Source organism: Erwinia sp. JUb26, from assembly GCF_003751505.1.
Classification (GTDB): domain Bacteria; phylum Pseudomonadota; class Gammaproteobacteria; order Enterobacterales; family Enterobacteriaceae; genus Erwinia.
Genome location: NZ_RJVB01000002.1, coordinates 458,417 through 470,714 on the forward strand (window position 1 = coordinate 458,417; position 12,298 = coordinate 470,714).

Below are 12,298 nucleotides of genomic sequence, written 5' to 3' on the forward strand. Positions count from 1 at the left end.
ATGCTCTCCCTGTTTAAACTACCGGCCAGGATCCTGCGCGTTGTGCCCTGGATTGGGATCGTCGCCGCCTCGTTGCTGACGCTGACGCTGGTGGTGACGCTGCTGCCTGCGCTGTTTCGCAGCGAGGCCGCACTGCAGATCCGCACCCTGCGCCAGGGCAACAGCCTGCCCGACGGCTTTTATGTCTATCAGTCCCTCAGCGCCCAGGGCATTCGCATCAAAAGTATTACCCCGGACCATGATTCACTGGTAATTAGATTCGATTCGCAGGAACAAAGCGACGCGGCGGAAAAAGTGCTGCGCGAACTGCTGCCTTACGGCTTTGACATCGCCCGCCAGGAAGGACACGGCGCGGCAAACTGGGTTAATCGTATCAGCCTGCGAACGTAATTCTCCCTCCTCGCCCCGGCAGAGACGCGAGGGGAAATACACGTTCGGTTTTGAGCTTTTCTCGTTTTCTGTCTATGCTTAAAAATCCCAACGCCACCCTGTGTTCAGGAAACCGATAGCCGTAACCGGCGTCATTGCAAAGGAAGGTCACCATCTTATGAAATACCGCTTAACACTCGCTCTTGGCCTGTTGACGGCAGCCTCACTGGCTCAGGCCGGGCCACTTTGCCAGCAAAAAGAGCAGGCTATTCAGAAAGAAATCGATTTCGCCCGCCAGCACAATAATCAGCGTCAGATTAATGGCCTGGAACGGGCGCTAACCGAGACGCGCGCGAACTGTTCGGATGAAAGCGTCCGTAAAGCCCATCAGGATAAAATTCAGCAGCATCAGAAGAAGGTGACCGAGCGGGAACACGAGCTGCAGCAGGAACGCAACGAGGGTGGCGACAGCAAAAAAATCGCCAAACGGGAAAAGAAACTGGCTGACGCTCAACGTGAGCTGAAGGAAGTGCAGGCTGCGCCCTACTGAGGTGATCAGTCTGCCGTGACATTAATCATAAGTAAGGAGTCTTTCATGTCTAAAGATACCACGTCAGAACATCTGCGCGCTGAGCTGAAAACCCTGGCCGATACGCTGGAAGAAGTGCTGAGTACCTCCAGTGAAAAATCCAAAACCGAACTGGATAAACTGCACAGTAAAGCGCAAAGCGCACTGAAAAATACCCGCGCACGGCTGGGTGATTCCGGCGAGCGCATCGCACAGACCACCCGTGAAGCGGCAGACCGCGCTGACGTTTACGTCCGTGATAACCCGTGGACCAGCGTCGGTATTGGCGCAGCGGTCGGTGTGGTACTGGGCGTCCTGCTGACCCGTCGTTAATATGGCAGATCATCAGCAAAGTCATGGCCCCGGTAGAGGGGTCATTAACATCGGACAGCGCATCGTCACCACGCTGGTCGGCATTGTTGAAACCCGCGTGCGGCTGGCGGTGGTTGAACTGGAAGCGGAAAAAGCCAATCTGATTCAGATGATGGTCATGGTCGGTTTGACTCTGCTGTTCACCGCGTTTGGCCTGATGAGCCTGATGGTACTGGTTATCTGGGCCGTCGATGCACAATACCGACTGATGGCGATGGCTATCACCACCGGCGTGCTGTTTGCGCTGGCGCTGATTTTCGGCCTGTGGACGCTGGCGAAATCGCGGCGTTCCACGCTGCTTAGCGCCACCCGTAAGGAACTGGCCAGCGATCGTCAGCTGCTGGAGGACGAGTAATGAGCCGCCGCGATCGTGAGAAGCGCACCGCCGATCTGCTGCGGCTGATCCAACAGCAGCGTCTGGATTTAAGCGCCGGACGCAAAGACTGGCTGGAAGCTACCGAACGCTATGACCGGGGCTGGCTGAGCCTGGTCAACGCCAAACGCTACCTGGCGATTGGCAGCGGCGTGTTTGCCATCTGGTCGGTACGCAATCCCCGCTTCCTCACCCGCTGGGCGAAGCGCGGCATCGGCGCCTGGAGCACGTGGCGCATGGTACGTAACGCCCTGCCAAAACGTTAAATGCTGGCCGCATCGCCCTGTGCGGCCATCCTTTCCAATTTTCTTGAACAACTTCGACAGATTATCTCGCTTACAATCGTTTATCGCCCCGTCTATTATCTCCAGCAACGAACGGCACTGAGCGCTTAGACAGCGTCAGGCCTCAGTAAAACAGGGTCCGCCTGATAGCACGGCCCAGAAAATTCTTGTTGGGGATTATTATGAAAAAATTAGAAGATACCGGTTTCTTAGTGGCTCGCATCCTGATGCCAATTCTGTTTATCGTGGCTGGCTGGGGAAAAATCACCGGCTATGCAGGTACGCAGCAGTATATGGAAGCGATGGGCGTGCCGGGCTTCTTCCTGCCGCTGACGATTCTGCTTGAGTTCGGTGGCGGTCTGGCAATTCTGTTCGGTTTCCTGACCCGCTTCACCGCGCTGTTCACCGCAGCCTTTACCCTGCTGACGGCATTTATCTTCCACACTAACTTTGCGGAAGGCCCGAACTCCATTATGTTCATGAAAAACCTGTCAATCTCCGGTGGCTACCTGCTGCTGGGCCTGGTAGGACCTGGCGCGTACAGCATCGACCGTCTGCTGGGTAAAAAGTGGTAAGTCCACTACACTTACAGTGAAGAATCCGGGGCGAGGAGCATATCCTCGCCCTTTCATTTTTAGGGAGGAACGATGGGACAGCTAATTGACGGCGTATGGCACGATAACTGGTATGACACTAAATCTACCGGCGGTCGTTTTAAACGTTCAGAAGCGGTATTCCGTAACTGGGTCACGGCCGACGGCAGCGCCGGCCCGCACGGTAAAGGTGGCTTCCGCGCCGAAGCCGACCGCTACCATTTATATGTTTCCCTCGCCTGCCCGTGGGCGCACCGCACGCTGATTATGCGCCAGCTGAAAGGGCTGGAAGAGATGATTTCGGTTTCGGTTGTTCATCCGCTGATGCTGGAGAACGGCTGGACCTTTGATGAAGACTTTCAGGATGTGACCGGCGATAGCCTGTATCAGAACGAATATCTGTATCAGCTGTATCTGCATGCCGATCCAACCTACACCGGCCGCGTGACGGTACCGGTACTGTGGGACAAGCACCAGCACACCATTGTCAGCAATGAATCCGCCGATATTATCCGCATGTTCAACAGCGCATTTGACGCCGTTGGCGCTCGCGCCGGGGACTATTACCCTGCGGAACTGCGCGATGAAATTGATGAGCTGAACGGCTGGATCTACGACACTGTGAACAATGGCGTCTATAAATCCGGTTTTGCCACCAGTCAGCCGGCCTACGACGAAGCTGTGACCGCGCTGTTTAGCTCGCTGGATCGCCTGGAGCAGATTCTGGGGCAGCGGCGCTACCTGACAGGGGATCGTCTGACCGAAGCTGATTTGCGCCTGTGGACCACGCTGGTGCGCTTCGATCCTGTGTACGTCACCCACTTTAAATGCGACAGGCATCGCATCGGTGACTACCTCAACCTGAACGGTTTCCTGCGTGAGATTTATCAGCTACCGGGTATCGCGGGTACGGTGAATCTGCCCCATATTCGCCACCACTACTACCGCAGCCATAAAACCATCAACCCAAGCGGAGTGATTTCGGTTGGCCCGGCATTTAACTGGGATGAACCGCACGGCCGAGACGAGCGCTTTGCCTGATTCTGCCCGTTAACATTCGGGGCGATTTTATTTTCGCCCCGACCGTTCTGCACCCTTTATTGATCTGGAACAAATTCACTCGATTCGCACTTACGTATCTTTACTGATGTGAACGCAAATGCGGATTAACCGGAAGCCATCTTCCTGGAGTGGAACATGATCAAGACTCTCTCTTTCTGCCTGGCTATCGTCATGCTGTGCTACGTCGCCTTCGTTGGCCACTACTACTACGAAACCTTCTCTACGTTTAACGGCATCGAGCATTCTCAGGACAGCTCGGCTAACCCTGCGCCGTAATGGAATAGCGGGCCTGCGGGCTTATCCCTGACGCTTCGCCAGCAGTTTTGGGATCTCCCGCAGGCACCAGGCTTTGGCTTCACCCATGCTGTCGCGCCGCCAGGCCATAATAATATCCACTTCCCGCGTGTATTCCGGGCTGACCACGCGCAGACGCCCTTCGGCAATATCCTGCTCAACCATGCTGTAAGGCATGGTGCCCACGCCCAGCCCGGCCAGTAAAGCCCGATGCTTATCTTCAATGGTACTGACCGTCAGGCGCTGCTGTTTATCCAGCAGAGTCACGGTTAATACCGGCCTTTCACGAGCGGTATCCGCCACCGCGATGCCGCGATATTTTACCCGGGTGGTTTCGGAAAGCGGCTCCGGCTCCTGATGGATCGGATGGTCCGGGCTGGCGACATAGACGCTCATCAGCGTATAGAGCTTGCGGGTGTTGATCTCTGACGAGGCGCGAAAATGCATATCGGGGGCGATAACGATATCCGCACGCCCCTGCTCCAGACGCTCCCAGGCACCGGCCAGCACTTCGGTCATCAGTGACACCTGCGTATTGGCTTTATTTGCCAGTTTCTCCACCAGCGGGAACAGCAGCTCGGTAGACACCAGCGCTTCGGTGGCAATGGTCAGATGGGTTTCCCAGCCGCGCGCCAGCGCTTCGGCATCCGTGGTCAGCTTGTCGGCGGCTTCCAGCAGCACGCGGCCGCGCTCAAGCAGCATCCGCCCGACGTTGGTAAATTTGGTGCGGTGGCCGGAGCGGTCAAACAGCACCACGTCCAGCTCCTCTTCCAGTTTCTGCATGGTGTAGCTTAAAGCAGAAGGAACCCTGCCCAGCTCATCCGCCGCGGCAGCAAAACTTCCGCGGCGATCGATGGCGTCCATTACACGTAGCGCTTCAAGCGTCAGAGCACGATCTTTAGCCATAGCTTTTCTCTGTCAGGAAATTTGAATATGCCGAGCAGATTAACTGGCTGGCATTCACCAGTCCAGAAACTTACCATAACCGAATAATAAATGGTCGGGCCAGACCCGATTGACTAAGGAGAATGAGATGATTATTAGCCGTACAGCGCAACAGTGTGGTAAAGCCGATTATGGCTGGCTACAGGCTCGCTATACCTTCTCCTTTGGCCACTATTTCGATCCCAAATTACTGGGGTACGCTTCCCTTCGCGTACTCAATCAGGAAGTGCTGGCACCAGGGGCTTCCTTTCAACCGAGAACCTATCCAAAAGTCGACGTGCTGAACCTGATATTGCAGGGTGAGGCCGAATATCGTGACAGCGAAGGCAACCACGAAACGGCGCGAGCCGGTGAGGCCCTGCTGCTGGCCACCCAGCCGGGTATCAGCTACAGCGAGCACAACATCAGTAAAGACAGCAGCCTGACCCGGCTTCAGCTGTGGCTGGATGCCTGCCCGGAACGAGAAAACAGTCGCGTACAGCGGATTGCCGTGCCGGAAGATAAAACCTGCACGCTGCTGGCCTCTCCGGACGGCAGCGAAGGCAGCCTGCAGCTCCGGCAGCAGGTATGGATCCACCAGGTGATATTACGGCCGGGTGAAAGCTATCAGGTTCCCCTGCACGGGCCGCGCGCCTATCTGCAGTCGATTCACGGCGCGTTTACGGCAGTGACGCATTCGCACGAACGGGAAGCCCTGACCTGTGGCGACGGCGCGTTTCTGCGGGAAGAAGAGAGTGTTCAGCTCACGGCGGAAACCCCGCTGCGCGCACTGGTGATTGATTTACCGGTCTAACCCACTCTCCGCTAGACACTCCTGTAGCAGCGCGACGGCCAGCTCCCCGCTTTCCTCGCGCTGCGTCATCACAATCGCCCCATCAATCATTAACGTCAGCCTTTGCGCCTCACGCAGGCTTTGCCCGTCGTCTGACAGATAGCTGGCGACAACCTCCGTCATCGCCTGTTTATGCTGGCGTATCACCGGCAGGGATTCGGGAAGGCCATGCGCCATCTCCACCGCCGTATTGATAAACGCACAGCCGCGAAATTCTTCAGAAGCAAACCACTGCGCCAGCGTGGCGGGCAATGCCCGGCTCAGCGCACCGTGAATATGCATCTGCTGCTCCAGTTCCGCACGAAACCAGTTAATCCAGCGCGTATGCCGGTAGCCGAGAAAAGCCAGAATCAGATCGTTTTTAGCCGGGAAGTGGCGATAAAACGTCACCTTGGTCACCCCGGCTTCTTTAATGATGCGGTCAATCCCGGTTGCCCGTACGCCATGCTGATAAAACAGGTCATGGGCGGTATGAAGAATGCGCTCGCGAGCGCTCAGCGTGTTTTCAGTCATCGTTTCCCTTCCTTTTAAAATATTATCTCAGGAGTAGACAGCCCTGTCTACGTGAGTTATGGTTGTTGCCAAGGTAGACAAACCTGTCTACATGCAATCTGGAGATCATCATGGAAACACGTCCCCCTCTTCCTCCTTTTAACGAAGAAAGCGCCCGTCAGAAAGTTCGCCTGGCTGAAGATGCCTGGAACAGCTGCGATCCGGAACGAGTCTCGCTGGTTTATTCCACTGATACCCACTGGCGCAACCGCGCAGAGTTTGTCGATGGCCGTGCCGACGTGGTGAAATTTTTGCAGCGCAAATGGCAAAAGGAGCTGGATTACCGGCTGATTAAAGAGCTGTGGGCGTACAGTGAAAATCGTATTGCCGTACGTTTTGCCTATGAATGGCACGATGATTCCGGCCACTGGTATCGCAGTTACGGTAATGAGAACTGGGAATTTAATGCGCAGGGTTTGATGGTGAATCGCCACGCCTGTATCAACGACTGCCCGATAAAAGAACAGGATCGCCGCTTTTTCTGGGAGGGCGCGCGCAGACCGGACGATCATCCGGAGCTGAGCGAATTTGGATTCTGATCGCCAGAAAGCAAAAAACCCGCCGAGGCGGGTTTCTTTTTGAATGAGTTGAAGCTGACCGTTAAGCCGCGTTCTCTTCATAGAGAGCGTCGTGGACAGTCATTCATCTGCCAGAATGCAAAAAACCCGCCGAAGCGGGTTTTTTATTGAATGAGTTGAAGCTGACCTTTAAGCCGCGTTCTCTTCATAGAGAGCGTCGTGGACAGTCATTCATCTGCCAGAATGCAAAAAACCCGCCGAAGCGGGTTTCTTTTTGAATGAGTTGAAGCTGACCTTNNNNGCGTTCTCTTCATAGAGAGCGTCGTGGACAGTCATTCATCTGCCAGAATGCAAAAAACCCGCCGAAGCGGGTTTCTTTTTGAATGAGTTGAAGCTGACCTTTAAGCCGCGTTCTCTTCATAGAGAGCGTCGTGGACAGTCATTCATCTGCCAGAATGCAAAAAACCCGCCGAAGCGGGTTTCTTTTTGAATGAGTTGAAGCTGACCGTTAAGCCGGGTTCTGTCGTGGACAGTCATTCATCTAGGCCAGCAATCGCTCACTGGCTCAAGCAGCCTACCCGGGTTCAGTACGGGCCGTACCTTATGAACCCCTATTTGGCCTTGCTCCGGGTGGAGTTTACCGTGCCGCGAACTGTTACCAGCCGCGCGGTGCGCTCTTACCGCACCCTTTCACCCTTACCTGATCCCACTTGCGTGGGCCATCGGCGGTTTGCTCTCTGTTGCACTGGTCGTGGGCTTGCGCCCCCCAGGCGTTACCTGGCACCCTGCCCTATGGAGCCCGGACTTTCCTCCCCTCTGTCTGTCTCCCCCGAGGGGGGACGGCAACAAAGCGGCGACTGTCTGGTCAGCTTCGGCGCGCAGTGTATAGCGTTTTCTATGACTTGTCACTCACCCTGCTGCTCAAGGGCATACTTATACAGGGCATTTTTTTTCACCCCGTGAATTTCTGCGGTCAGCGCTGCGGCTTTTTTCAGCGGCAGCTCGGCCTGCAGTAGCGCCAGCGTGCGCAGTGCCTCCGGCGGCAGCGCATCCTCCTGGGCGTGATAGCCTTCCACAATCAGCACCATCTCGCCCTTGCGGCGGTTCTCATCTTCCAGCACCCACGCCAGCAGCTCACCAACCGGCGCGCCCTGAATCGATTCCCAGGTTTTGGTGATTTCACGCGCCAGCACCACATAGCGATCCGGCCCCAGAACCGTCACCATATCCTGCAGGCTGTCGATCAGGCGGTGGGTCGATTCGTAAAAAATCAGCGTGCGCGGCTCCTGCTCCAGATCGCGCAGGGTGTCGCAGCGGCCTTTGCTTTTGGCGGGCAGAAAACCTTCGTAACAGAATCGATCGGACGGTAATCCCGCGGCGCTTAATGCTGTGACAGCGGCACAGGCACCCGGCAGTGGCACTACGCGGATCCCCGCTTCGCGGCACAAACGTACCAGGTGATAGCCAGGATCGTTGATCAGCGGCGTGCCGGCATCGGAAACTAAGGCTATGCTTTGTCCCTCACGGAGCTTTGCCAGCAGCGATTCTGCTTTCTGCTGTTCGTTATGGTCGTGCAATGCGAAGAGCCGCGCATTGATGGCGAAATGTTGTAGCAACAGTCCGGTATGACGTGTATCTTCCGCAGCGATCAGATCGACGCTCGCAAGCACCGTCAGTGCCCGCTGGGTGATATCGCCCAGGTTACCAATCGGTGTTGGAACGATATAGAGCGTGCTGGCAGAAATATCTGCCCGATCGTGTTGTTTCATTGTTTGATCCGAATAGCCGATTTAATATTGAGCATCTTGAAAAAAACATCACTGGATACAGTATGCTTCCTTCGAAAGTAGTTCGTAGCAAAGCCGGGCGCAGCCTGCCGCTTCTGCTGGCCGCCCTGATTTTTGCCGGATGTACCGGCCAGGCACCACAAACGCCACCGGCGAATGTCCAGGGCGCTGCCACCGGCACCTCTGACTATTATCTGCAGCAGATGCAGCAAAGTTCAGATGATAACAAGGTTGGCTGGCAATTACTCGCAATCAGAGCGCTGTTGAATGAAGGCAAGCTGCCGCAGGCTAACCAGCAGCTGTCCCAGCTGCCGCAGCAGCTTGATGCTACCCAGAGTCAGGAACAGCTGCTGCTGCAGGCCCAGCTGCATATTATTGAGCAGAATTTCCCACTGGCGGCCGACAGGCTGAAGCAGGTTGATGTCGCATCACTTTCGAAAGATCAGCAGGCCCGCTACTACCAGTTGCAGATCGCGATTGGCCAGGGTCGCCCAACGCTGGACGTGCTGCGTGCCTATATTGCTCAGGAACCGCTGCTCGCCAACCCCGCTGAAAAGCAGGCGAATATCGATGCGACCTGGCAGGCGCTGAGCCAGATGACTCAGGATCAGCTGAACAACGTGACCATCAATGCCAACGAAAACGTGCTGCAGGGATGGCTGGATCTGCTGGGCGTGTATAAAGCTAACAGCAACGATCCCGACATGCTGAAAGCCGGTATCAGCGACTGGCAGAACCGCTATCCGTACAACCCGGCGGCAAAAATGCTGCCGTCGGCGCTGAGCCAGGTCAAGAATTTCCAGCAGGGCTCGACCGGTAAAATTGCCCTGCTGCTGCCGCTGAGCGGCCAGGCGCAGGTCTTTGCCAACGCCATCCAGCAGGGTTTCAACGACGCGAAGAACGGTACCCTGATGCAGTCCGCTGCACCTGCGGCCCCGATTCAGGCGCCGGAAGCCGCAGCCAATCCTGACGCAGCGGCGACCGATGCCAATGCTGTCGTCAGCCCGTCAGCCGCACCGACGGACGCCACGGCTCAGCCGGATGCCGCGCAGCCGCAGCCGGTAGCCTCCAGCAGCGTCGAAACGGCGGCCCCGTCAGGCAATACACAGGTTCAGATTTATGACACCAGCACCCAGCCTGTCGATCAGCTGCTGACCCAGGCGCAGAACGACGGCGCTACGCTGATCGTCGGCCCGCTGCTTAAAAATCAGGTTGAGCAGGTGATCGCCAGCCCAACCGCGCTCAACGTGCTGGCGCTTAACGAGCCGGAAACGATCCAGAACCGTCCGAATATCTGTTACTTTGCGCTTTCTCCTGAAGACGAAGCACGCGATGCCGCGCATCATATGTGGGATCAGGGCAAGCGCTCACCGCTGCTGCTGGTGCCGCGCAGCTCGCTGGGCGATCGGGTGAATAAAGCCTTTGCCGCCGAGTGGCAGCATCTGGGTGGCGGTACCGTCCTGCAGCAGCAGTTTGGTTCCACCGCCGAGCTTAAGCAGGGTATCAACAGCGGCGCGGGAATTCGCCTGAGCGGCACGCCGGTTACCGTGCAGCCGACTCAGCCTCAGGGCGTGACCATCGCCGGTCTGAATATTCCGGCGCCGGTGAGCGACGCGCCGGTTGCGGATACCGCCAGTACGAGCGGCAGCGTGGATTCGGTGTATATCATCGCGACGCAAAGCGAGCTGACGCTGATTAAGCCGATGATTGCGATGCGCGTCAGCAGCCGTGATAACGTCAGCCTGTATGCCAGTTCGCGCAGCAACCAGGCCGGTGCAGGCCCGGACTACCGCCTGGAACTGGATGGCCTGCAGTTCAGCGATGCTCCGCTGCTCTCCGGCGCGAACAATGCGCTGATGCAGCAGGCGGCAAAGAAGTTTAACAATGACTACTCACTGGTTCGCCTGTATGCGATGGGCATTGATGCCTGGTCGCTGGCCAACCACTTCAGTGAAATGCGCCAGCTGCCGGGCTTCCAGCTCAAAGGCAACACCGGTAGTCTGAGCGCAACACAGGACTGCGTGATTAACAGGAAGTTAGCATGGAGCCAGTATCGTCAGGGGCAAATCGTTCCGGCATCCTGAGTCGACAGCAGCAGGGGGCGATGCGAGAACGACAGGCGCGCCACCTGCTTGAAACAGCCGGTCTGCGTTTTGTCGCCGCAAATGTCCGCTACCGATCGGGGGAACTCGATCTGATTATGCGTGACCGGCAGGTATGGGTTTTTGTTGAGGTTCGCTATCGCCGTTCTGACCGTTTTGGTGGGGCGGTGGCCAGCATCACCCGCATTAAGCAACAAAAACTATTGCGAGCGGCAGCACTTTGGCTGCATAGCCGTGGTCAAAGCTTTGACACTGTCGACTGCCGTTTTGATGTGGTTGCCATCACCGGAGAACAGGTGGAATGGTTGCCCAATGCGTTTAACGCTGAATGACGGCCCTGAACGACAGGTCGAAGACCGCGAAAACTAACCAGGTGAATGACGTGCTGGAAAGAATTAAAGTCTGTTTTACTGAGAGTATTCAAACGCAAATCGCCGCGGCGGAAGCGCTTCCCGATGCGATTTCACGCGCTGCCATGACCATCGTGCAGTCGCTGTTGAATGGGAACAAAATCCTGAGCTGTGGTAACGGAACCTCCAGTGCCAACGCCCAGCATTTTGCTGCCAGTATGATCAACCGTTTTGAGACCGAACGCCCGAGCCTGCCCGCGATCGCCCTCAGCGCCGATAATGTGCTGCTGACGGCGATTGGTAACGATCGTCTGCACGACGAAATTTACGCCAAGCAGGTTCGCGCGCTGGGCCATGCAGGGGATATCCTGCTGGCCATTTCAACCCGCGGCAACAGCCGCGATATTGTGAAAGCAGTAGAAGCTGCAGTCACGCGCGATATGACTATTATCGCGCTTACCGGGTACGATGGCGGAGAGCTCGCCGGTTTACTGGGCCCGCAGGATGTGGAGATCCGTATTCCCTCGCATCGCAGCGCCAGGATTCAGGAGATGCATATGCTGACCGTGAATTGCCTGTGCGATTTGATAGATAACACTTTATTTCCCCACCAGGATGTTTAAAGGAGCTTAAATGAAGGCATTATCTGCAACGGCCGTTATTCTCACCGCATTGATGTTACAGGGCTGCGTCGCCGCAGTCGTGGGTAGCGCCGCAGTGGCGACCAAAAGCGCCACGGACCCGCGTACCGTGGGCACCCAGGTGGACGACGGCACGCTGGAACTGCGCGTCAGCAATGCGCTGTCGAAAGATGAACAGATCAAACAGAATACCCATATCGTGGCCACCGCTTATCAGGGCAAAGTGCTGCTGACCGGCCAGTCGCCGAACGCAGAGCTTGCCACGCGCGCCAAACAGATCGCCGTGGGCGTTGATGGCGCTACCGAGGTCTATAACGAGATCCGCACCGCCAGCAAAGTCAGCTTTGGCACAGCCTCTTCCGATACCTGGATCACCACTAAAGTGCGCTCCCAGCTGCTGGGCAGCGATCAGGTGAAATCGTCTAACGTCAAGGTGACCACCGAGAACGGCGAGGTGTTCCTGCTGGGTCTGGTCACCAACGAAGAAGCGAAAGCGGCGGCGGATATCGCCAGCCGGGTGAGCGGTGTTAAGCACGTGACCACGGCATTTACGATTCTGAAGTAACGTCCGTTTTAAAGCGTGATTAAAGGCGGGAAGGAACCCGCCTGCAGTTTTCACAAAGCGACTCTGGAATCCACCAGACTCCGCCATTCCA

The 12,298-nt window shown here is 56.5% G+C and carries 17 protein-coding genes and 1 other RNA gene; 14 read left to right on the top strand and 4 right to left on the bottom strand.

The window, feature by feature from the left end; translation table 11 throughout:
* The 8 genes from mzrA to EC836_RS24815 all read left to right on the top strand — a co-directional run bounded on the left by mzrA (nucleotide 1) and on the right by EC836_RS24815 (nucleotide 3,897).
* Complete coding sequence (gene mzrA / locus EC836_RS07180) at nucleotides 1-390, top strand: EnvZ/OmpR regulon moderator MzrA (protein WP_123331547.1); 390 nt, start codon at nucleotides 1-3, stop codon at nucleotides 388-390.
* 157 nt (nucleotides 391-547) lie between these two features.
* On the top strand, nucleotides 548-919 hold the full coding sequence (locus EC836_RS07185; RefSeq protein WP_123331549.1) for a DUF1090 domain-containing protein: 372 nt from the start codon (nucleotides 548-550) through the stop codon (nucleotides 917-919).
* Between the two features lie 45 nt (nucleotides 920-964).
* Entirely contained in the window at nucleotides 965-1,270 is a 306-nt protein-coding gene (locus tag EC836_RS07190; RefSeq protein WP_123331551.1) for a YqjD family protein, read from the top strand.
* Between the two features lies 1 nt (nucleotide 1,271).
* Nucleotides 1,272-1,664 (top strand): phage holin family protein, encoded by a 393-nt coding sequence (locus EC836_RS07195; protein WP_123331553.1) that lies wholly within the window; start codon nucleotides 1,272-1,274, stop codon nucleotides 1,662-1,664.
* On the top strand, nucleotides 1,664-1,948 hold the full coding sequence (locus EC836_RS07200; protein ID WP_123331555.1) for a YqjK-like family protein: 285 nt from the start codon (nucleotides 1,664-1,666) through the stop codon (nucleotides 1,946-1,948). Before EC836_RS07195 ends, EC836_RS07200 begins: the two co-directional genes overlap by 1 nt.
* Nucleotides 1,949-2,148: 200 nt before the next feature.
* Nucleotides 2,149-2,541 (top strand): DoxX family protein, encoded by a 393-nt coding sequence (locus tag EC836_RS07205; RefSeq protein WP_105592318.1) that lies wholly within the window; start codon nucleotides 2,149-2,151, stop codon nucleotides 2,539-2,541.
* A gap of 72 nt (nucleotides 2,542-2,613) precedes the next feature.
* The gene (locus EC836_RS07210) at nucleotides 2,614-3,600 is read left to right on the top strand and encodes a glutathione S-transferase family protein (protein ID WP_123331557.1); all 987 of its coding nucleotides are present in this window, start codon (nucleotides 2,614-2,616) and stop codon (nucleotides 3,598-3,600) included.
* Nucleotides 3,601-3,756: 156 nt separating this feature from the next.
* Nucleotides 3,757-3,897 (top strand): hypothetical protein, encoded by a 141-nt coding sequence (locus EC836_RS24815; protein ID WP_199735045.1) that lies wholly within the window; start codon nucleotides 3,757-3,759, stop codon nucleotides 3,895-3,897.
* Between the two features lie 21 nt (nucleotides 3,898-3,918).
* Here EC836_RS24815 and EC836_RS07215 read toward each other — a convergent pair whose 3' ends face one another.
* Entirely contained in the window at nucleotides 3,919-4,821 is a 903-nt protein-coding gene (locus EC836_RS07215; RefSeq protein ID WP_123331559.1) for a LysR family transcriptional regulator, read from the bottom strand.
* 127 nt (nucleotides 4,822-4,948) lie between these two features.
* Here EC836_RS07215 and EC836_RS07220 point away from each other — a divergent pair, with 127 nt between their 5' ends.
* A complete protein-coding gene (locus EC836_RS07220) occupies nucleotides 4,949-5,653 on the top strand; it encodes a pirin family protein (protein WP_123331561.1) in 705 nt (234 codons plus the stop codon).
* Here the strand turns inward: EC836_RS07220 and EC836_RS07225 are convergent.
* A complete protein-coding gene (locus tag EC836_RS07225; protein WP_123331563.1) occupies nucleotides 5,642-6,205 on the bottom strand; it encodes a TetR/AcrR family transcriptional regulator in 564 nt (187 codons plus the stop codon). The two genes, EC836_RS07220 and EC836_RS07225, sit on opposite strands and share 12 nt — an antisense overlap.
* Nucleotides 6,206-6,315: 110 nt before the next feature.
* On the opposite strand from EC836_RS07225, the gene EC836_RS07230 reads away from it, so the two are divergent.
* Entirely contained in the window at nucleotides 6,316-6,783 is a 468-nt protein-coding gene (locus EC836_RS07230) for a nuclear transport factor 2 family protein (RefSeq protein WP_123331565.1), read from the top strand.
* 472 nt (nucleotides 6,784-7,255) lie between these two features.
* Here EC836_RS07230 and rnpB read toward each other — a convergent pair.
* Nucleotides 7,256-7,635, bottom strand: an RNA gene (gene rnpB, locus EC836_RS07235) — RNase P RNA component class A.
* A 32-nt stretch (nucleotides 7,636-7,667) separates the two neighbouring features.
* Nucleotides 7,668-8,531: a 16S rRNA (cytidine(1402)-2'-O)-methyltransferase gene (gene rsmI / locus EC836_RS07240; RefSeq protein WP_123331567.1), complete on the bottom strand. Its 864-nt coding sequence runs from the start codon at nucleotides 8,529-8,531 to the stop codon at nucleotides 7,668-7,670.
* Nucleotides 8,532-8,593: 62 nt separating this feature from the next.
* Between rsmI and EC836_RS07245 the strand changes: the two genes are divergently transcribed.
* From EC836_RS07245 to dolP, 4 genes are read left to right on the top strand one after another with little or no spacing between them, the layout of a single operon-like run.
* Nucleotides 8,594-10,633, top strand: coding sequence for a penicillin-binding protein activator (locus tag EC836_RS07245; protein WP_123332150.1), 2,040 nt, complete (start codon nucleotides 8,594-8,596; stop codon nucleotides 10,631-10,633).
* A complete protein-coding gene (locus EC836_RS07250) occupies nucleotides 10,591-10,983 on the top strand; it encodes a YraN family protein (RefSeq protein ID WP_123331569.1) in 393 nt (130 codons plus the stop codon). Before EC836_RS07245 ends, EC836_RS07250 begins: the two co-directional genes overlap by 43 nt.
* Nucleotides 10,980-11,624: a DnaA initiator-associating protein DiaA gene (gene diaA / locus EC836_RS07255; protein ID WP_370346969.1), complete on the top strand. Its 645-nt coding sequence runs from the start codon at nucleotides 10,980-10,982 to the stop codon at nucleotides 11,622-11,624. The genes EC836_RS07250 and diaA overlap by 4 nt, the downstream gene beginning before the upstream one ends.
* 10 nt (nucleotides 11,625-11,634) lie before the next feature.
* Nucleotides 11,635-12,207 (top strand): division/outer membrane stress-associated lipid-binding lipoprotein, encoded by a 573-nt coding sequence (gene dolP, locus EC836_RS07260; protein ID WP_105592051.1) that lies wholly within the window; start codon nucleotides 11,635-11,637, stop codon nucleotides 12,205-12,207.
* The last annotated feature ends 91 nt before the right edge of the window (nucleotides 12,208-12,298 follow it).